Below are 19,175 nucleotides of genomic sequence, written 5' to 3'. Positions count from 1 at the left end.
CTAATATATTAATAATCTCAAATAATATTTTAAAAGTATGAATATTGAACTGCGTCACCTACGTTACTTTGTGGCAGTTGCGGAAGAGTTGCATTTTGGTCGCGCAGCGGCACGACTGAATATTTCGCAACCGCCGCTGAGTCAGCAGATCCAGATCCTCGAACAGCAGGTTGGTGCACGGCTACTGGCGCGGACTAACCGCAGCGTGGCGCTTACCGCTGCCGGAAAACAGTTTCTGGCGGACAGTCGGCAGATCCTGGGGCTGGTAAATGAGGCTGCCGCCCGTGCCGAGCGATTACACCTGGGAGAGTCGGGGGAACTGCGTATCGGTTTTACGTCATCAGCCCCGTTTATTAAGGCTGTGTCCGATACATTGTCTCTTTTTCGCCAATGCTATCCTGCGGTGCATATGCAAACCCGTGAAATGAATACGCGCGAGCAAATTGCCCCGCTCAACGAGGGAACACTGGATTTAGGGCTCCTGCGCAATACGCAACTTCCGGACACGCTGGCGCGGGAGGTCATTTTGCATGAGCCGCTGATGGCGATGATCCCACGCGCACATTCTCTGGCGCAAAAACCAGTGGTTACGCTGGCGGAGCTGGCAAACGAGCCGTTTGTCTTTTTTGATCCGCATGTTGGAACGGGGTTGTATGACGATATTCTTGGCCTGATGCGCCGTTATGATCTGAAGCCAACCATCGCCCAGGAAGTCGGTGAGGCGATGACCATCATTGGACTGGTGGCCGCAGGATTGGGGGTTTCCATTTTGCCAGCCTCTTTTAAACGGGTGCAATTGTATGAAATGTGTTGGATCCCCATTGCGGAAGACGATGCGGTCTCCGAAATGTGGTTGGTGTGGCCGAAGCATCATGAACAAAGCCACGCAGCGCAACGTTTTCGCCAACAGCTTTTAGCCGCGGTGCAGCGCGGTTAATTTAGTTTAAAAATGGTCGAAAATGTGCAGTAAATCACAAGGCTAAGTAAAAAGTTGACGGAAACCATTGAAGTGCTTCACCATAGTCCACAGATTATTTCGGAGCGCGAAAATAAAGGGAGTAAGTGGTGGTTGCTGATAGTCAGCCTGGGCATATCGATCAAATTAAGCAGACCAATGCGGGCGCGGTTTATCGTCTGATTGATCAGCTGGGACCGGTATCGCGTATTGATCTCTCTCGCCTGGCACAATTGGCGCCTGCCAGTATTACCAAAATTGTCCGAGAAATGCTTGAAGCGCATTTGGTGCAGGAGCTGGAAATAAAAGAAGCCGGTAACCGTGGACGTCCGGCTGTCGGACTGGTGGTTGAAACAGAAGCCTGGCATTACCTGTCTATTCGTATTAGTCGAGGCGAAATTTTCCTGGCGCTGCGCGATCTAAGCAGCAAACTGGTGGTCGAGGATTGTCTTGAAATGGCGCTGGTCAGCGAGACGCCGTTACTTGAACGGGTTGTTGCACAAGTCGATCAGTTTTTTATCCGTCACCAGCAAAAACTCGAACGCTTGACCTCTATCGCGATTACCTTACCCGGCATTATTGATACAGAGAACGGTATCGTACATCGTATGCCGTTCTATGATGACGTCAAAGAGATGCCGCTGGGCGAAACGCTGGAGCGGCATACCGGCGTGCCGGTGTACATTCAGCACGATATCAGCGCCTGGACCATGGCAGAAGCGCTGTTCGGTGCATCACGCGGGGCGCGTGATGTTATTCAGGTGGTCATCGATCACAACGTGGGTGCAGGGGTGATCACTGATGGTCATTTACTGCATGCAGGCAGCAGTAGCCTGGTTGAAATAGGTCATACGCAGGTGGACCCTTACGGCAAACGGTGCTACTGCGGTAACCATGGGTGTCTGGAAACGATCGCCAGCGTCGACAGCGTGCTGGAACTGGCGCAAGTGCGATTGAAGCAGTCAATGAGCTCCTCTCTGCACGGACAACCGTTAACGGTAGACGCACTGTGTCAAGCGGCCATGCAGGGCGATTTATTGGCGAAAGATATTATTAGCGGCGTTGGAACACATGTCGGTCGTATCCTGGCCATCATGGTGAATTTGTTCAACCCGCAAAAGATATTGATAGGATCTCCTCTCAGTAAAGCCGCTGACATTTTGTTTCCGACCATTGCTGACAGCATTCGTCAACAGTCGCTTCCGGCCTACAGCCAGCACATTGTTGTCGAAAGTACGCAATTCTCTAATCAGGGAACGATGGCGGGGGCTGCCCTCGTTAAGGACGCGATGTATAACGGTTCTTTGTTGATTCGTCTATTACAGGGTTAACATTTTTTAACTGTTGTACGAAAAATTGCGCTATCTCAAGCTGGTTCTGGCCGTCATACCTTAGACTTTCTCCACTGTTTTATTTTCCTGACTTATATTTTCATAGCATACGGTGGAGTTAGTGATGCTGAAGCGTTTCTTTATTACAGGTACAGACACTTCTGTTGGGAAGACCGTGGTTTCCCGCGCATTACTACAAGCGTTAGCGTCAGGGGGTAAAAGTGTGGCGGGTTACAAACCCGTCGCCAAAGGCAGCAAAGAGACACCGGAAGGTATGCGCAATAAAGATGCGCTGGTACTGCAAAGCGTGTCATCCATCGAACTGCCGTACGAGGCGGTTAACCCTATCGCGCTGAGCGAAGACGAAAGTAGCGTGGCACATAGCGGTCCGGTTAACTACACCCTGTTATCCAATGGACTTGCAAGCCTGAGTGAGAAGGTTGATCACGTTGTTGTTGAAGGCACTGGTGGCTGGCGTAGTCTGATGAACGATCTGCGTCCGCTATCGGAGTGGGTGGTACAGGAGCAACTCCCGGTTCTGATGGTGGTGGGTATTCAGGAGGGCTGTATTAACCATGCCATTCTTACTGCACAGGCGATTGCCAGTGACGGGCTGCCGTTGATTGGCTGGGTAGCAAACCGTATTAACCCAGGATTGGCGCATTATGCTGAAATCATCGACGTGCTAAGCAAAAAATTACCGGCGCCGTTGATAGGTGAATTGCCTTATTTGCCACGTGCAGAGCAGCGCGAGCTTTCTCAGTATATTCGTCTGTCAATGCTCGGCAGCGTGTTGTCTGTAGATAGAGTCATGGCGTAACGTTCGCGACAGCACTGACGCCACGACGCAAGCAATCAACAGGCCGGGGAGCAGTCGATACTCCCCGGTCATTTCACAGACCATCAATGTCGACATAATGGGGGCATGGGTAGTCGCCGCCAGCAGTGTAGCCATTCCTGTTAAGCCCAACAGTACCGCAATTTCATCCGTACCCGGAAGCCAGAATCCCCATACCCGACCCAGCAACATACCGATCGATAAACCGACGAACAGTGTTGGTGTAAACACGCCGCCGGGTGCACCTGACCCGCTACTGGCGAGTACGGCCAGTAACTTGCAGATGAAAATTCCACTGATGACGGCGAGCAAGGGTGGAGAGAGTAAATACGACTGTACCACGCTGTAGCCGTTGCCCCAGACCGCAGGAGTAAGTAGCGACAACAGGCCAACAATCAGCCCGCCAAGGGCTAACTGGCCTGGTGGTGCGAGTTTTAAGCGCAAAAAACCGTTGTGGCTGGTGGTCATAAGCCACATAAAAAGAGGTCCGCAGAGACCAGCTAACAGGCCAGTGCTGATAATCATCAAGTATTCCAGCACATGCAGTTCCCGTGTCAGATGAACGGTATACAGCAGCGCGTTGCTGTCGCTAAGCGCATTGGTTGTTAACAATGCGACGACGGCGGAGACAACCACCGGTCCTAATGAGGCGAGGATCAACGTGCCAAACAGCACTTCGGCAATAAATAAGCTACCCGCCAACGGAGCGTGATACGCACCAGCCATACCTGCGGCAGCCCCACAGGCAATCCATAATTTCCATTCCGAACGCGGTGTGAAGCGTTGCGCGAAGCACGAGGCCGCCAGTGCTGCCAATAAAATCATTGCGCCTTCACGACCAATGGCGCTGCCGCTTGCCACGACGATCAAAGAGGCCAGTGATTTCACCAGACTTGCGCTGACGTCGAACTGTCCGTCAGTCTGCAGGGCTTCCATATAATCTGTGGGGGCCTGTGGGCGTAAACGATTAAATTTTTGCCAGCCCCAGAGCAAAAGCCCAGCCGCCAGGCCACCGAGCGCAGGTGTCAGCATGCGTCTGAACGGCGGCAGATTTGTCGCGGCGTTGACCAGGCTTCCCGTATCGTTACTCAGGAACAGCCACTCAAGCAATTGCATCGCATGACGAAATCCGGCAACGGCCAGGGCTGCAAGGATACCAATCAGTGCGGCGAACAGTAGACGCCGAAACAGGGTTCGCAGGTCAGGATAAGCATGTAAACGATGCATGGGTTGCCAGACAGGAAAATTCAGACGGCCTATTTTGCGGGTAATTTGCAGCAGAAGCAAAAGCTCAGCATGCGAAACCCAGCGGTAAATGGGCAGGGAATATCCTGCCCATGGGCGAAATTAACGGAACAATGGTTTATCTGCCACCGGAACTAATAACTGTGACTGCCATTGTGCCAGCGTCAGGCGTGCCAGTTTACCCAACGCCTGGTAGAACGGATGGTCTGCCTTCTCGATAAAAACGTCGAGGAAGCGAGTCGACCACGGCAGTAGATGCCAGGCCAGCAATTGCTCACATTCGGTGTGGCGGCCATTTTCGGCAAGCCAGGCTGTCAGCAGTAACAACGAACCAAAGTGATCTTCTGGCTCATTCTGTTGCAGTGCAAACTGAATGCCGTTGTCGCGCATCCATTGACGTAACGCCAGAGTGGATTCACCAAATAACACGTTTTCGCGATCCAGCCAGACCGAACCCCAGGGCGGGGATGGCAATGCGTAGGGACCGATAAATAAACGTTGCCAGGCTTGCGGGAGCGTTTCATCGCTATCCGTTTGCATCAGCGCAGCCAGTGGCGACAACGTAGCTTCCGGCAGCGGCCACTGTGCTTGCCAGCCATCAGCTTTTAACGCACTGACCATCGCAGATGCTTCAGCGCTATCTGGCGCATAGTAGAACAAGGCGCCCAGAACGCGCGCAGCGGTTGAAAAGTTGTCACGTTGTGAAAAATGGGTCATGCAAACAATCCTGAACAGTGCGGGTTGCCCCGCACCCGAGAGTTAACCTGCAACAGCCATTCCGACTGTCATATGCAAACCATAAAACAAACCACGACCAATGATTTCACCGGCCAGGACTAAAATTAAACCTAACGCCAGCCCAGCAGCATGCGGATCTTTACGGCGGATAAGCGGGCATATCCAGCACCCCAGACCCGCGGCCAGTAAGATGATGCGCCACACCTGTAAGCGGCCGTAGTCAGGTACCAGTGCATTGGCGAATTGCACCGAACTGTGGATGGTGCCGAGGGAAAGTCCCTGCAGGACAATCACACCCGCACTAACCAGCAACGCCAGCACACTGATCCCCGCGAACACGTTGGCATTAAAAGAAACACCAGCAGCACGCAGTAGCAGGGCGGCAAAGAGTGGCCCGCTCAGAAGCATGGTCATGAAAAAGGCCACCGTAGTGTAACCATTATACCAGGTCGGTACGGTATCTATCTGGTAGACGTTGGTCATCGCCCAGACAAACACCACGCCCAGCAGTATGCTTACCAGCAGCCATATTTTACCTAATGCAGCAGGCATTTTACCGAGAAAAGCGACCAGCCACCATAAACCACCGACGGCAAAAAACAGCGAACCGCTGGCAATTTCATTACTTAGCGCTGACTCACCGATTCTGTTCAGCGAGTTAAATGCGCGTAACGGAGACCCCAAATGCATAACCGAGGCCAGGAATGCGATGCCCATTACCAGCCAAAGAAAAAACATACTGCGAACAATGCGCTGCCTTATAACATCATCTTTGGCGGTAAACCAACCCAGCCCACTGACGATTAGCGCGCCTGCCACACATTGGCCCAGAACCGTGAACAGTACCAGCGGCCATTCATGCCATCCACTTCCCATTTTAGACCTCCTTCGGATTAGCCAGATAACCCGTGGTATCCCCGGTCGGGCGGCTATTGGCATTTGGTTTGATGACGATGCTCGGTTTGGTAAAGTGCGCGCCAGGTAACGGCGCAACCGCAGCCAGGGTGCCGTGTTTTTTACGCAGTTCCTCTATCGGGCCGAAGTCCAGTGCACGTAGCGGGCAGGATTCGACGCAGATGGGTTTCTTACCCTCAGCAACGCGTTCATGACAGCCATCGCACTTGGTCATGTGTCCTTTGGCCGCATTGTATTGCGGTGCGCCATACGGGCAGGCCATGTGGCAATAGCGGCAGCCAATGCACACGTCTTCATCCACGACCACAAAACCATCTTCACGTTTGTGCATCGCGCCGCTTGGACAAACCTTGGTACAGGCCGGGTCTTCACAGTGGTTACACGCAATGGAGAGGTAGTAGGCGAAAACGTTCTGGTGCCAGACACCGTTATCTTCCTGCCAGTCACCGCCAGCGTATTCGTAAATACGGCGGAAACTGACGTCCGGCGTTAAATTTTTGAAGTCTTTGCAGGCCAGTTCGCAAGTTTTGCAACCAGTGCAACGGGCGGAGTCGATAAAAAATCCGTATTGAGTCGTCATGGGTTACACCTTACGCCTTTTCAACCTGAACGAGATTACTGTGGGATGGATTCCCCTTCGCTAACGGAGAAGGACGATGTGACGTGAGAATGTTAATAGAACCACCGTGATCGATCTGGTCACCAAACATATCAGCATTGAGCCATGCGCCTTGGCCGATGGCTGTCACGCCGGGCAAAATACGCGGTGTGACTTTCGCAGCGATCAGCATCTCACCATTGCTGTTAAACACCCGTACCGTATCGCCGTTATGAATGCCACGTGAACTCGCATCGACGGGGTTAATCCAGATTTCCTGCGGGCATGCCTGTTGTAAAACATCAATGTTGCCGTAGCTTGAGTGAGTTCGCGCCTTATAGTGGAATCCGGTGAGCTGTAGCGGATACGTTTTGCGTTTGGGGTCGTCCCAGCCGTCAAAACCTGGCGCATAAGCCGGTAGCGGATGCACAATCTCGTCTTTTTTGAGTTCCCATGTTTCGGCAATGGTGGCCAGTCTTTCAGAGTAAATCTCAATTTTCCCTGATGGAGTTTTCAACGGGTTTGCAGCAGGATCGTCGCGGAATGAACGGAAGGCGACATAGTGTTCTTCCGGGCATTTTTTCTTGAAAATACCGGTCGTTTTCATCTCTTCGTAATCCGGCATTTCCGGGTTACGTTCTTTGGTTTTAGCATGCAGATATTTCACCCACTCGTGTTGGGTGCGGCCTTCCGTGAATTTTTGATAGACGTCCGGGCCCAGGCGTTTAGCGACTTCACTTAACATCCAGTAGATGGGTTTTCGCTCAAATTTAGGTGAGGTAGCGGGTTGTCCGAGGATCACATAGCCCATATTCCCGGCGGACTCATGTGAAATGAGGTCTTCCTGTTCAGTAGGCATCAGGTCCGGCAGCAGGATGTCGCAGTACTTCGCTGATGCGGTCATAAAATGCTCAATGCCGACAATCATTTCGCATTTACTGTCATCCTGTAAAACGTCATGAGTATGAGCAATATTGCCATGCTGGTTGATGAGCGTATTGCTGGCATAGCACCAGATAAACTTGATAGGCACATCCAGTTTATCTTTGCCGCGTACACCGTCGCGGGTGGCTGTCATTTCTGCGCCATGATCGATAGCATCCGTCCAGGTGAACACCGATATCTGTGTTTTGACCGGGTTCTCTAACATGGAGAACCATTCAACGCCCAGATCCCACGTCCCTTCACGCATACCGGAGTTACCGCCGTTTATTCCCACATTTCCTGTCAAAACAGAGAGCATAGTGATTGCTCGGGCTGTCTGTTCACCATTGGAATGGCGTTGCGGTCCCCAGCCCTGACAGATGTAAGCCGGTTTTGCCGAACCTATTTCACGCGCTAACTGGATGATTTTGTCTGCAGGGATACTGGTAATCTGAGATGCCCATTGCGGTGTTTTGGCCATTCCGTCCGGGCCGTCACCTAATATATAGGCCTTGTAGTGCGCATTACGCGGTGCGCTGGCAGGGAGAGTGGTTTCATCGTAGCCGACGCAGTATTTATCAAGGAAAGGTTTATCAATCAGATCTTCTGTGATCAGCACCCAGGCGATTGCGGCGGCCAGTGCAGCATCCGTTCCTGGGCGAATAGGCAGCCATTCATCTTCACGACCTGCGGCGGTGTCGTTGTAGCGTGGATCGATAACGATCATTCTGGCATTTGACCGCTCACGTGCCTGCTCGACATACCAGGTTACGCCACCGCCGCTCATACGCGTTTCGGCTGGATTATTACCAAACATCACAACCAGCTTTGTGTTGGCGATATCGTCGGGGCTGTTACCGTCGTTAGCACCGAACATATATCCCATGGCGGCGCTGATTTGTGCGGTGCTGTAACTCCCGTAACGGCTTAAATAGCCACCACAGGAATTCATCAAACGGTAGGGGACGTTGGAGTTCGTGATATTACCGCCATCCACACCGGTACCGTAAAGAACGTGAACGGCTTCATTACCGTAATCATGCAAAATACGCTTCAGATTTCCGGCAACGGTATCCAGCGCTTCATCCCAACTGATACGCTCAAATTTACCTTCACCGCGCTTACCAACGCGTTTCATCGGGTATTTGAGGCGGTCAGGGTGATTCATACGACGGCGAATCGAACGACCACGCAAACAGGCGCGAACCTGGTGATTACCGTAGGTATCATCGCCGGTCGTGTCAGATTCAACCCAGTAGACCGTATCATCTTTCACATGCAGACGTAAAAGGCAACGGCTGCCGCAGTTAACCGTACAGGAACTCCAGACAGCTTTATCTTCAACAGGTTGCACTGATTGCTGTACTGCAGCAGCAGCGGCACGAATACCAAAGGGTAGTGACAGGCCTCCGGCAGCAAATGCCAGTGAACCTATAGCCGAGGATTTCACTAACGTCCTGCGGCTAATACCTCCATATTGCTCATCTTCAGACATAACCCACTCCATTGCAATTGTCGTTATATATATTGTTTTATAACGAAATAACTAGCTTGCTAACAATGAAGTTGAGTCTACCTATTTATAGGTAAATCTTATTAATGCATATCAAACAGGAGTGACCCTCCGCGAACGGAGGGTAAAAATTTATTGCGGCTCAGCCACATGACCGTCCTGAGAAGGACTACTGTTCGCGGGAGCGTTACCGCTGTTAGTGCGGGTATAGAGGATTTTGTGTGTATCATTGGCACAATGACCAACCACCAGTGAATCAGGCTGATCGGCCTGGTCATTAGGAACAATATTCAGCGTGAAACTGGATTCCGTGACACCATTATTAATAATGCGCTGTTCGATATCACTCTTCACGCGCTCACATGACGCAGGCGCCGCGAGGATCTGCGGGGAAGCGACCAGTAATAAGCTCGCGGTAATTCCTGTTATGTATTTCATCATCAACTCCTTTCGTGATCGACATAAACTAAGATTAGCATTTCTGGTGTAAATAACTGTATTTGCTAATATGATTGAGAATTATCTTCTTATCCCGGTGAAAAATGTGAAGAAACAGACCCTGTTAGGTTTCCTGTGTATTGTGTTGGTTGGGTGTGATAACGCCAAAGGGCTGGTTTCCTTTACGCCGGAAATGGCCAGCTTCTCCAATGAATTTGATTTCGATCCGCTACGTGGCCCGGTGAAAGATTTTAGTCAGACACTGCTCAATGACAAAGGCGAAGTGACTAAGCGCGTCACAGGTACGCTGTCGCAGGAAGGCTGTTTTGATACGCTGGAATTGCATGATGTCGAAAATAATACTGGAATGGCATTAGTGCTGGATGCGAACTTCTATCGGGACGCCGAAACGCTGGAAAAACGGATCCGCTTACAGGGGAAATGCCAACTGGCGGAACTGCCTTCTGCGGGCGTAGTGTGGGATACCGACGATAACGGTTTTGTTGTGTCCGCTACGGGAAAAGAGATGAAGGTGCAGTACCGGTATGACGCGGAAGGCTACCCGCTCGGCAAAACCACCATCAGTAAGGACAATACGCTGCAGGTTGATGCTAGACCGTCAGGCGATCCATTGAAAAAACTGGATTACACAGCAGTAAGTATGCTGAACGATCACCCTTTAGGTAACGTCAAACAAACCTGTGAGTATGATTCGTATGCTAATCCGGTCAACTGCCAGCTGGTTATCGTTGACGAAAGCGTAAAGCCGGCAGTTGAACATCATTATTCGATTGAAAACACCATTGATTACTACTAACCGTTTTTACTGAGCGGTAGGTTGTAACAGGTTGGAACCCGGTGTTTTGTGATCGGCCAGATATTGCTGTTGGAAGATACACATGCGAATGGTGTTACGGTATTGGCCGTTAATAAAGAACTCATGAATCAGTTCACCTTCCACCATAAAGCCAAGTTTGCGGTAGATGTGAATTGCTTTTTCGTTCTCTTTATCAACGATCAGATACAGCTTATATAAATTAAGCACGGTAAAACCGTAATCCATCGCCAGCTTTGCCGCGCGCGTTGCCAGACCTTTGCCCTGGTAATCCGGGGAAATGATGATCTGAAATTCAGCGCGGCGGTGCACATGGTTAATTTCAACCAGCTCCACCAGCCCGGCTTTCTCACCGTCACACTCGACCACAAAACGGCGTTCACTTTGGTCGTGAATGTGTTTGTCATACAGGTCTGACAGCTCAACAAACGCTTCGTAAGGTTCTTCAAACCAGTAGCGCATGACGCTGGCGTTGTTATCAAGCTGATGGACGAAACGTAAATCTTCACGCTCCAGCGGGCGCAGCTTTACACTGAGGGCGCTTGCCATATCGTATCCTTTCAATATCTTCTGGTGAGCACAATGATTATGGGGCAACGACGCGGCCAGTGCGACGATCGAGACAACGCAGGGTGTTAGGCTCCCAGTACGCGTTCAGGTTAGCGCTTTGTTCGCATTTATCACGGCTATCAAAAGCAGCGTCGGCTTTGTCCCACTCTTTCTCTGTACGCTTGTTGACTTTCTGACGCAACTGACGCGTATCGTTCCATTGTTCCTTTTCCATTGCAGCCTGTTGACGACTTTGCGCACTGTCCCCGGACTCTATGACCAGTTTACTGGTTTCAGCAAATGCGGAAGAGGTGTACACAGCCGCCGCCAGAGTCAGCATCGCCGTCAGGCACAGGCGTTTGGTCAGTGTAATTTTCATGGCGAATTCCTTTAATGAGAAAGGGGAAAAAAACGATAAAACAGGGTTAAATTCTACACTATTCCTGCGCCAGGGCATACCCACTGGGCGCATATGGATACGTTGGACATATTCTGTCGTATCATGGTTAAACCGAAGGTAACTGAATAACTTCAATGCTTAAGACAACATTACTTTTTTTCGTCACCGCGTTATGCGAAATCATTGGCTGCTTTTTACCCTGGCTCTGGCTTAAGCGTGGGGCGACGGCCTGGTTGCTGGTTCCCGCTGGGGTGTCATTAGCTCTGTTCGTCTGGTTGCTGACGCTACATCCGGCGGCGAGCGGGCGGGTATATGCCGCGTATGGTGGCGTCTATGTGGTGACTGCATTGCTATGGTTACGCATTGTAGATGGCGTAAAACTGAGCCTGTACGACTGGTCCGGCGCGTTAGTGGCACTGTGTGGGATGTTGATCATCGTGGCTGGATGGGGGCGCGCATAGCGCCTTTTTTGTGATCAGTGAGCGTTTTTTTGATCTTCATACTTGTATGGTAGTAGCTCAGTTGGGTAAATTTCCTGCATCACAAGAAGAGATGTAAGGATTAAAAAATGAAGATTGTCGGGGCTGAAGTTTTTGTTACCTGTCCAGGACGTAATTTTGTCACGCTGAAAATCACGACAGACGATGGGATCACCGGATTAGGGGATGCCACGCTGAACGGGCGTGAATTATCCGTGGCGTCCTACCTGAAAGATCATGTGTGTCCGCAGCTAATTGGGCGTGATGCGCAGCGAATTGAAGATATCTGGCAGTTTTTCTACAAGGGGGCTTACTGGCGTCGCGGCCCGGTAACGATGTCAGCGATTTCCGCGGTGGATATGGCCCTGTGGGATATCAAAGCGAAAGCGGCGAATATGCCGTTATACCAGTTGCTGGGTGGTGCATCGCGTGAAGGCGTCATGGTGTACTGTCACACAACGGGTCATTCCATTGATGATGTGCTGGAGGATTACGCGCGTCATCAAGAGATGGGGTTTAAAGCGATCCGTGTGCAGTGTGGTGTACCGGGGATGAAGACCACCTACGGTATGTCTAAAGGTAAAGGCCTGGCCTACGAACCTGCGACCAAAGGCCAGTGGCCGGAAGAGCAGCTGTGGTCGACGGAGAAATATCTCGATTTCACACCGAAATTGTTTGAAGCCGTGCGCAACAAATTTGGTTTTGATGAACATCTTCTGCATGACATGCATCACCGCCTGACGCCAATTGAAGCGGCCCGTTTTGGCAAGAGCATTGAACAATACCGTTTATTTTGGATGGAAGATCCTACCCCGGCTGAAAATCAGGCATGTTTCCGCTTGATCCGTCAGCATACGGTTACACCAATTGCAGTAGGGGAAGTCTTCAACAGTATCTGGGACTGCAAGCAGCTTATTGAAGAACAGCTGATTGACTATATTCGCACCACTATTACCCACGCTGGCGGTATCACCGGCATGCGTCGTATTGCTGATTTTGCCTCACTTTATCAGGTACGCACGGGTTCTCATGGACCTTCCGATTTATCGCCAGTTTGCATGGCTGCCGCGCTGCATTTCGATCTGTGGGTACCAAACTTCGGTGTGCAGGAATATATGGGGTACTCAGAACAGATGTTGGAAGTGTTCCCGCATAACTGGACCTTTGATAACGGCTATATGCACCCAGGTGACAAACCCGGGCTCGGTATCGAGTTTGACGAAAAACTTGCCGCGAAATATCCGTACGATCCCGCATATCTGCCGGTCGCCCGTCTTGAAGATGGCACGCTGTGGAACTGGTAAGGAGTGATTTGTTATGAAGAGTATTGTGATTGAAAAACCGAATACGCTTGTTATCGCACAGCGACTGCTACCAGAACCTTCAGCAGGAGAGGTCCGGGTAAAAGTAAAACTGGCGGGGATTTGCGGTTCAGACAGCCATATTTATCGTGGACATAATCCATTTGCGAAATATCCGCGAGTTATTGGCCATGAATTCTTTGGTGTAATTGATGCTGTAGGTGAAGGGGTTGAGCGTTCGCGTATAGGTGAACGTGTGTCCGTTGATCCGGTTATCAGTTGTGGACACTGCTACCCTTGCTCAATTGGTAAACCAAACGTTTGCACATCGCTGGTGGTATTGGGGGTTCATCGTGATGGCGGTTTTAGTGAGTACACCGTTGTACCCGCGAAAAATGCCTGGTTAATCCCTGATGCCGTGAAAGATGAGCACGCTGTTATGGTGGAACCTTTTACCATCGCGGCGAACGTGACCGGACAAGTTAAACCAACAGAGAACGATATCGCACTGATTTACGGGGCTGGCCCGATGGGGCTCACGACTGTTCAGGCACTTAAACATGTCTACAACGTAAAAACGGTAGTGATTGCAGACAGAATTGACGAACGTCTGACGATGGCAAAACAGTGCGGTGCTGACTGGACAGTCAATAATGGGCAGCAATCATTGCAGGATTTTCTTGCTGAGAAGGCGCTGAAACCTACGATTATTGTGGATGCGGCTTGTCATCCATCCATTTTACAGGAGGCTATCACGCTGGCATCACCGGCTGCGCGAATAGTTATAATGGGATTCTCCAGCGAGCCTTGCCAGATTGTACAGCAAGGTATTACAGGGAAAGAGCTTTCAATCTATTCTTCAAGATTAAATGCAAATAAATTCCCGGTTGTTATTGATTGGTTGGTCAAAGGACTTATCGACCCCAATAAACTCATTACCCATACTTTTGACTATCACCACGTTACCGACGCAATTGAATTGTTTGAGAAAGATCAGCAGCACTGCTGCAAAGTTTTACTCACCTTCACTGAATAATATTAATAACTGCGAGTAAGTGGTACGCATCTTACCTCTAGAGATAGCCAATATGAATCAAGAAAAACACGAAAGGTCAACGAAAGATCTGGTGAGAGCAGCCATTTCAGGATGGTTAGGGACAGCTCTCGAATTTATGGATTTTCAATTATATTCACTGGGTGCCGCACTGGTATTTCATGAAATATTTTTCCCGGAACAATCTGCCGCGATGGCGCTCATTCTGGCAATGGGTACATACGGGGCAGGGTATATTGCACGAATAGTTGGAGCATTTATTTTCGGTAAAATGGGGGATAGCATTGGTCGAAAAAAAGTACTGTTTATTACAATAACTATGATGGGGATCTGTACAACATTAATTGGCGTGTTACCGACATATGCGCAAATCGGAATTTTTGCTCCTGTGTTGCTGGTTACGCTGCGTATTGTGCAGGGACTCGGTGCAGGAGCCGAAATCTCTGGGGCTGGTACAATGCTCGCAGAGTACGCACCAAAAGGGAAACGCGGCATCATTTCCTCTCTTGTTGCAATGGGAACTAACTGTGGCACATTAAGTGCTACTGCAATCTGGGCCGTGATGTTCTTTGCCCTTGATCGTGAGGAATTGTTAGCCTGGGGTTGGCGAATTCCGTTCCTGGCGAGTGTAGTGGTTATGATTTTTGCCATCTGGTTGCGAATGAACCTCAAAGAAAGTCCAGTATTTGAGAAAGTTAATGATGAGGAGAATGCGCCCGCATTGAATAATCCGACAGAAAATACGCTGGGTGCAATGTTTACCAGTAAGTCTTTCTGGTTGGCAACCGGCTTACGTTTTGGACAGGCGGGTAACTCAGGTTTAATTCAGACTTTCCTTGCCGGATATTTGGTGCAAACATTGTTGTTTGATAAATCAATACCGACAGATGCCTTAATGATTAGTTCTGTGCTTGGGTTTATTACAATACCTTTGTTAGGGTGGTTGTCAGATAAATTTGGTCGCCGTTTGCCATATATCATTCTGAATATATCTGCAATTATTCTTGCTTATCCAATGCTATCGATTGTTGTAGATAAAACATATAGCCCTGGCGTCATTATGACAGCGCTGATTGTTATTCATAATTTTGCGGTACTGGGATTGTTCGCTCTCGAAAATATTACCATGGCTGAAATGTTCGGCGCGCGTAATCGCTTCACCCGAATGGCAATCTCAAAAGAGGCCGGTGGATTGGTGGCTGTTGGTTTTGGTCCTGTTCTGGCCGGTATTTTCTGCAACATGACTAATTCCTGGTGGCCGATTCTGGTGATGGTTATGGCTTACTCGCTCATTGGTTTGGTTTCAGCACTGCTAATGCCTGAAGTGAAAGACCGTGATTTGAGTGTCCTGGAGGATGCTGCGGAAGTGAGCAAAACCGGGAAGGTTCGTGCTGGAGCCACTCAGGCTGGCTAGTATGGACAGGGTATGGTCAGGCCTGAACTGATGGCCTGATCATGCTATTACACAGCTTTAGATGATGTCATACCAATCATAGAAAGCTTAATGCAAATCAAAACATACAACCATACAGGCGTTACTCTGAGACAGTCCTGATTTCATTGATAAGTAGGTCATACAATGCAAAACAAGCTCTTAGCGGCAAAGGCTGCACTTCCTGGCTACGATCGTACAAAACTGGTTCCACGTATTGTTCACCTCGGGTTCGGTGCTTTCCACCGCGCACACCAGGGGGTATACGCTGACATTCTGGCAGCAGATCACCATAGTGACTGGGGATATTGCGAAGTAAACCTGATTGGCGGAGAGCAGCAGATAGCTGATTTGAAACAGCAAGATAACCTGTATACCGTAGCGGAAATGTCTGCGGATGCCTGGACAGCAAGAGTTGTTGGCGTGGTTAAAAAGGCGTTGCATGCGCAGGTTGATGGTCTGGAAGCTGTACTGGCTGCGCTGTGCGAGCCGCAGGTGGCGATCGTTTCCCTGACCATCACTGAGAAGGGGTATTGCCATTCTCCGGCGACCGGGCAATTGATGTTGGATAACCCGATGATTGCCGCCGACCTGCAAAACCCAAAACAGCCGAAGACCGCGCCGGGTGTGGTGGTTGAAGCACTTGCACGCCGTAAAGCCGCAGGTTTAGCTGCGTTTACCGTGATGTCCTGTGACAACATGCCTGAAAACGGTCATGTGATGCGTAATGTTGTGACTGCATATGCACGCGCGGTGGATGCTGAGCTGGCTGCATGGATCGAACAACATGTGACGTTCCCGTCAACAATGGTTGATCGTATTGTCCCGGCGGTAACCCCAGATACGCTGGACAAAATTGAACAGCTTACCGGGGTACGCGATCCGGCTGGTGTGGCATGCGAACCGTTCCGTCAGTGGGTCATTGAAGATAACTTTGTCGCTGGGCGTCCAGAGTGGGAAAAGGCCGGAGCTGAACTGGTGGCAGATGTTATCCCGTTTGAAGAGATGAAGTTGCGCATGCTCAACGGCAGCCACTCTTTCCTTGCTTACCTCGGCTACCTGGCAGGATATCAACACATCAACGACTGTATGGGGGATGAGAACTATCGTGTCGCCGCCCGCGCGTTGATGCTGCAGGAGCAAGCTCCAACATTGAAAGTGAAAGGGGTGGATCTCCAGCATTACGCCGACATGCTGATTGATCGCTATAGCAACCCGGCGTTGCGCCATCGTACCTGGCAGATTGCCATGGACGGTAGCCAGAAACTGCCGCAACGTATGCTTGACTCTGTGCGCTGGCACATTGTGCACGGTAGTGGTTTTGAGCTGCTTGCACTCGGTGTGGCGGGTTGGATGCGCTATGTCGGGGGCGTGGATGAGCAGGGACAAGCAATTGAAATTAGCGATCCGCTGCTGCCTGTGATCCAGAAAGCGGTACAGAACAGTCACGAAGGTGAAGATCGTGTGCAGGCGCTATTGGCTATTGACGCTATTTTTGGTGACGAATTGCCACAGATTGAACGGTTTAAAAAGCGGGTGACAGAAGCATACCTGACTTTGCTGGCAGAAGGCGCGAAGGCAACGGTTGCGAAATATGCTGCGAAATTACAGTCAGTAAGATAACTCTCTATGTCGCCATCCGGCTTTAACGACAGCCAGATGGCGCATTGTTTTTGGCATTCACACCAATCAGTTCATGCCTAAACGAATCAGTTCGAGGGGGGCATATTTGCCTTCGCATCCTTCGATTTCCACTGTTTTACCGCGGCGGATTTGCTCAGCGGTCAGGCCATCGGTGTCAATGGCTGTAATACGGCCGGTGAGTCCGGTGTCACTAATCATGACGCGGCTGCCAGTGGTGATTGCGTTGCGGTTACGATCGTATGTTTTCATGGTGTTTTCTCCTTTCCAACTTACCGTCAAAGCCCGTGGGCTTTTAGTCCCACGTAACGGGCGCAATATAAATACGCTTCTCGTTAATGATTTTTTTTGTTTTCGATCAAAATCACAGCTTTTTTTATGGGGATATGCAGGAGAGGGGGCAGTACGGGGAAACTCACCTCAGTGAGAGGTGAGTTACGTATTAGTCTTCGCTAAACCAGTCGCTATTTTCCTGACGAATAAGCTGAACAGATTCACTAATTTCCTGTAGATGCAGCATCATTGCATGCTCGACGGCATCGCCATCATGCTTTACCAGCGCCGCAAAGATATCATGGTGCTGACGAAGTAGCATTTCAGGCGGGGAGACGTGATCCAGACTCATATAGCGCACACGGTCAATCGTGGCTTTAATATTCTCGACGGTGTCCCAGGCAAGCTGGCAATCAGCGATTAATGCCAGTTTCTGATGAAACTCATCATCAAGCTGAAAGAAATCGTTGAGCTGCTTACGGTCAATTGCAATGCGTTGCTGATGCAGGTTTTGTTCAAGTTGATAACACTGGTTGTCGGTGATCGTTGAGGCGGCGCGGCGGGCCACGGCACACTCAATGGCCTGACGGACAAAACAGCCATTTTGCACCTGCGACAGCGAGATCTTATTCACGTAACTGCCACGTTGTGGACGGATCTGAATCAAACCGTTTTCTGCCAGTTTGATGAATGCTTCTCGTACCGGCTGGCGAGACACGTTAAAGCGTACGGAAACCTCTTTCTCCGACAATGGCGTACCGGGCGCAATCAGACAATGCACGATATCGCTGCGAAGAATACGGTAAATCTGTTGATTTACCGGCTGTGTAGGATTGAGCTGCGTTTCTACGGTCATTCATTCTTACTTATTAGAGAGTTAACCCGGATATTTTATCACTTATCGAGCGCTTTCTATACCCGGCACAAGGCCGGGTATCTCATTTAGCTTCGATGCACGCTGAGCCCGGCAAAAGACTGGGTGACAGGCATCATCTCAAGGGTATTGATGTTGACATGAGCCGGTAACGAAGCTACCCACCATACGGCTTCAGTGACATCCTGCGGAGTCAGTGCAGTTGTATTTTCGTAGGTTTTACCTGCTTTATCATCATCGCCTTTGAAACGCACATTAGAGAACTCGGTACCGCCAACCAGTCCGGGTTCAATGTCGGTAACGCGGATCGCTGTGCCGTGTAAGTCTGTTCGCAGGTTCAGACTAAACTGACGAACAAACGCTTTGGTTGCACCATACACGTTCCCGCCAGCGTACGGCCAACTACCGGCGGTAGAGCCGATATTAATAATGTGGCCGCGGTTACGCTCGACCATGCCAGGCAGAACGGCACGAGTCATATAAATCAGGCCTTTGTTGTTAGTATCGATCATGGTTTCCCAGTCATCGACATTCGCTTTGTGGGCTGGTTCAAGACCCAGCGCCAGACCGGCATTGTTGACCAGGATATCGATATTGCGCCATTCGGCAGGCAGGGCGTCCAGCATCTCTTCAATGGATGCGCGATTGCGTACGTCAAGCTGGGCGATATACAGATTGTTACCCAGTTCATCTTTCAGTTCCTGCAGACGTTCCTGGCGGCGTCCGGTGGCAATAACTTTATGCCCATTCTCAATAAAACGACGCGTAATGCACTCACCAAAACCTGCTGTTGCTCCGGTTACTAAAACGATCATCTCACTGTTCCTCAACGCTTTTTATGT

20 protein-coding genes are annotated in these 19,175 nt (G+C 50.3%); 9 read left to right on the top strand and 11 right to left on the bottom strand.

What is annotated here, in order from left to right; all coding sequences use genetic code 11:
- The first annotated feature begins 37 nt into the window (after positions 1-37).
- The 3 genes from ynfL to bioD all read left to right on the top strand — a co-directional run bounded on the left by ynfL (position 38) and on the right by bioD (position 3,106).
- Entirely contained in the window at positions 38-937 is a 900-nt protein-coding gene (ynfL, locus tag OGX95_RS17140; RefSeq protein ID WP_286630316.1) for a multidrug efflux transcriptional activator YnfL/SxtR(Kp), read from the top strand.
- A gap of 128 nt (positions 938-1,065) precedes the next feature.
- Positions 1,066-2,286 carry a sugar metabolism global transcriptional regulator Mlc gene (gene mlc, locus OGX95_RS17135; protein WP_286630315.1) on the top strand — a complete coding sequence of 407 codons (1,221 nt, stop codon included), beginning with the start codon at positions 1,066-1,068 and terminating at the stop codon, positions 2,284-2,286.
- A gap of 124 nt (positions 2,287-2,410) precedes the next feature.
- Positions 2,411-3,106: a dethiobiotin synthase gene (gene bioD, locus OGX95_RS17130; protein WP_271440541.1), complete on the top strand. Its 696-nt coding sequence runs from the start codon at positions 2,411-2,413 to the stop codon at positions 3,104-3,106.
- Here the strand turns inward: bioD and clcB are convergent.
- The 6 genes from clcB to OGX95_RS17100 all read right to left on the bottom strand — a co-directional run bounded on the left by clcB (position 3,062) and on the right by OGX95_RS17100 (position 9,498).
- Positions 3,062-4,351: a voltage-gated ClC-type chloride channel ClcB gene (gene clcB, locus OGX95_RS17125; protein WP_286630314.1), complete on the bottom strand. Its 1,290-nt coding sequence runs from the start codon at positions 4,349-4,351 to the stop codon at positions 3,062-3,064. The genes bioD and clcB overlap by 45 nt on opposite strands.
- A 120-nt stretch (positions 4,352-4,471) precedes the next feature.
- Positions 4,472-5,086 carry a Tat proofreading chaperone DmsD gene (dmsD, locus tag OGX95_RS17120; RefSeq protein ID WP_286630313.1) on the bottom strand — a complete coding sequence of 205 codons (615 nt, stop codon included), beginning with the start codon at positions 5,084-5,086 and terminating at the stop codon, positions 4,472-4,474.
- Positions 5,087-5,128: 42 nt separating this feature from the next.
- On the bottom strand, positions 5,129-5,983 hold the full coding sequence (locus tag OGX95_RS17115; protein ID WP_286630312.1) for a dimethyl sulfoxide reductase anchor subunit family protein: 855 nt from the start codon (positions 5,981-5,983) through the stop codon (positions 5,129-5,131).
- A 1-nt stretch (position 5,984) separates the two neighbouring features.
- Positions 5,985-6,602, bottom strand: coding sequence for a DMSO/selenate family reductase complex B subunit (locus OGX95_RS17110; protein ID WP_048211714.1), 618 nt, complete (start codon positions 6,600-6,602; stop codon positions 5,985-5,987).
- 10 nt (positions 6,603-6,612) lie between these two features.
- A complete protein-coding gene (ynfF, locus tag OGX95_RS17105; protein ID WP_286630311.1) occupies positions 6,613-9,051 on the bottom strand; it encodes a selenate/tellurate reductase subunit YnfF in 2,439 nt (812 codons plus the stop codon).
- 138 nt (positions 9,052-9,189) lie between these two features.
- Positions 9,190-9,498, bottom strand: coding sequence for a DUF1161 domain-containing protein (locus OGX95_RS17100; RefSeq protein ID WP_286630310.1), 309 nt, complete (start codon positions 9,496-9,498; stop codon positions 9,190-9,192).
- A gap of 103 nt (positions 9,499-9,601) precedes the next feature.
- Here OGX95_RS17100 and OGX95_RS17095 point away from each other — a divergent pair, with 103 nt between their 5' ends.
- Entirely contained in the window at positions 9,602-10,312 is a 711-nt protein-coding gene (locus tag OGX95_RS17095) for a YnfC family lipoprotein (RefSeq protein ID WP_286630309.1), read from the top strand.
- Positions 10,313-10,318: 6 nt separating this feature from the next.
- Here the strand turns inward: OGX95_RS17095 and speG are convergent, their stop codons facing one another.
- Together speG and OGX95_RS17085 are read right to left on the bottom strand one after the other, a co-directional pair.
- Positions 10,319-10,879, bottom strand: coding sequence for a spermidine N1-acetyltransferase (gene speG, locus OGX95_RS17090; RefSeq protein WP_101743063.1), 561 nt, complete (start codon positions 10,877-10,879; stop codon positions 10,319-10,321).
- A gap of 37 nt (positions 10,880-10,916) precedes the next feature.
- Entirely contained in the window at positions 10,917-11,258 is a 342-nt protein-coding gene (locus OGX95_RS17085) for a DUF1283 family protein (RefSeq protein WP_286630308.1), read from the bottom strand.
- A 155-nt stretch (positions 11,259-11,413) separates the two neighbouring features.
- On the opposite strand from OGX95_RS17085, the gene OGX95_RS17080 reads away from it, so the two are divergent.
- The 5 genes from OGX95_RS17080 (at position 11,414) to OGX95_RS17060 (ending at position 17,168) form a co-directional block, all read left to right on the top strand.
- Positions 11,414-11,740, top strand: coding sequence for a YnfA family protein (locus OGX95_RS17080; RefSeq protein WP_005121149.1), 327 nt, complete (start codon positions 11,414-11,416; stop codon positions 11,738-11,740).
- A gap of 107 nt (positions 11,741-11,847) precedes the next feature.
- Complete coding sequence (rspA, locus tag OGX95_RS17075) at positions 11,848-13,062, top strand: starvation-sensing protein RspA (protein ID WP_286630307.1); 1,215 nt, start codon at positions 11,848-11,850, stop codon at positions 13,060-13,062.
- A gap of 13 nt (positions 13,063-13,075) precedes the next feature.
- Positions 13,076-14,095 carry a Zn-dependent oxidoreductase gene (locus tag OGX95_RS17070; protein WP_286630306.1) on the top strand — a complete coding sequence of 340 codons (1,020 nt, stop codon included), beginning with the start codon at positions 13,076-13,078 and terminating at the stop codon, positions 14,093-14,095.
- Positions 14,096-14,147: 52 nt separating this feature from the next.
- A complete protein-coding gene (locus tag OGX95_RS17065; protein WP_286630305.1) occupies positions 14,148-15,527 on the top strand; it encodes an MFS transporter in 1,380 nt (459 codons plus the stop codon).
- Between the two features lie 165 nt (positions 15,528-15,692).
- The gene (locus tag OGX95_RS17060) at positions 15,693-17,168 is read left to right on the top strand and encodes a mannitol dehydrogenase family protein (RefSeq protein ID WP_286630304.1); all 1,476 of its coding nucleotides are present in this window, start codon (positions 15,693-15,695) and stop codon (positions 17,166-17,168) included.
- Between the two features lie 66 nt (positions 17,169-17,234).
- On the opposite strand, the gene ydfZ is transcribed toward OGX95_RS17060, so the two are convergent.
- From ydfZ to ydfG, 3 genes are all read right to left on the bottom strand, one after another.
- The gene (gene ydfZ / locus OGX95_RS17055; RefSeq protein WP_003032393.1) at positions 17,235-17,438 is read right to left on the bottom strand and encodes a putative selenium delivery protein YdfZ; all 204 of its coding nucleotides are present in this window, start codon (positions 17,436-17,438) and stop codon (positions 17,235-17,237) included.
- A 190-nt stretch (positions 17,439-17,628) separates the two neighbouring features.
- A complete protein-coding gene (locus OGX95_RS17050; RefSeq protein WP_286630303.1) occupies positions 17,629-18,315 on the bottom strand; it encodes a GntR family transcriptional regulator in 687 nt (228 codons plus the stop codon).
- 86 nt (positions 18,316-18,401) lie between these two features.
- Entirely contained in the window at positions 18,402-19,148 is a 747-nt protein-coding gene (gene ydfG / locus OGX95_RS17045; RefSeq protein WP_048211705.1) for a bifunctional NADP-dependent 3-hydroxy acid dehydrogenase/3-hydroxypropionate dehydrogenase YdfG, read from the bottom strand.
- Positions 19,149-19,175: the final 27 nt, after the last annotated feature.

This window comes from Citrobacter sp. Cu233 (genome assembly GCF_030332225.1).
In the GTDB taxonomy this organism is placed as follows: Bacteria; Pseudomonadota; Gammaproteobacteria; order Enterobacterales; family Enterobacteriaceae; genus Citrobacter.
This window is presented reverse-complemented; position numbering and strand designations above follow the sequence as displayed.

Excerpts from the sequence above, each read along its gene's own strand:
- ynfL (WP_286630316.1), top strand. The coding sequence starts at position 38 with ATGAATATTGAACTGCGTCACCTACGTTACTTTGTGGCAGTTGCGGAA.
- bioD (WP_271440541.1), top strand. The coding sequence starts at position 2,411 with ATGCTGAAGCGTTTCTTTATTACAGGTACAGACACTTCTGTTGGGAAG.
- clcB (WP_286630314.1), bottom strand. The coding sequence starts at position 4,351 with ATGCATCGTTTACATGCTTATCCTGACCTGCGAACCCTGTTTCGGCGT.
- dmsD (WP_286630313.1), bottom strand. The coding sequence starts at position 5,086 with ATGACCCATTTTTCACAACGTGACAACTTTTCAACCGCTGCGCGCGTT.
- OGX95_RS17115 (WP_286630312.1), bottom strand. The coding sequence starts at position 5,983 with ATGGGAAGTGGATGGCATGAATGGCCGCTGGTACTGTTCACGGTTCTG.
- OGX95_RS17110 (WP_048211714.1), bottom strand. The coding sequence starts at position 6,602 with ATGACGACTCAATACGGATTTTTTATCGACTCCGCCCGTTGCACTGGT.
- ynfF (WP_286630311.1), bottom strand. The coding sequence starts at position 9,051 with ATGGAGTGGGTTATGTCTGAAGATGAGCAATATGGAGGTATTAGCCGC.
- OGX95_RS17100 (WP_286630310.1), bottom strand. The coding sequence starts at position 9,498 with ATGATGAAATACATAACAGGAATTACCGCGAGCTTATTACTGGTCGCT.
- speG (WP_101743063.1), bottom strand. The coding sequence starts at position 10,879 with ATGGCAAGCGCCCTCAGTGTAAAGCTGCGCCCGCTGGAGCGTGAAGAT.
- OGX95_RS17085 (WP_286630308.1), bottom strand. The coding sequence starts at position 11,258 with ATGAAAATTACACTGACCAAACGCCTGTGCCTGACGGCGATGCTGACT.
- OGX95_RS17080 (WP_005121149.1), top strand. The coding sequence starts at position 11,414 with ATGCTTAAGACAACATTACTTTTTTTCGTCACCGCGTTATGCGAAATC.
- rspA (WP_286630307.1), top strand. The coding sequence starts at position 11,848 with ATGAAGATTGTCGGGGCTGAAGTTTTTGTTACCTGTCCAGGACGTAAT.
- OGX95_RS17070 (WP_286630306.1), top strand. The coding sequence starts at position 13,076 with ATGAAGAGTATTGTGATTGAAAAACCGAATACGCTTGTTATCGCACAG.
- OGX95_RS17065 (WP_286630305.1), top strand. The coding sequence starts at position 14,148 with ATGAATCAAGAAAAACACGAAAGGTCAACGAAAGATCTGGTGAGAGCA.
- OGX95_RS17060 (WP_286630304.1), top strand. The coding sequence starts at position 15,693 with ATGCAAAACAAGCTCTTAGCGGCAAAGGCTGCACTTCCTGGCTACGAT.
- ydfZ (WP_003032393.1), bottom strand. The coding sequence starts at position 17,438 with ATGAAAACATACGATCGTAACCGCAACGCAATCACCACTGGCAGCCGC.
- OGX95_RS17050 (WP_286630303.1), bottom strand. The coding sequence starts at position 18,315 with ATGACCGTAGAAACGCAGCTCAATCCTACACAGCCGGTAAATCAACAG.
- ydfG (WP_048211705.1), bottom strand. The coding sequence starts at position 19,148 with ATGATCGTTTTAGTAACCGGAGCAACAGCAGGTTTTGGTGAGTGCATT.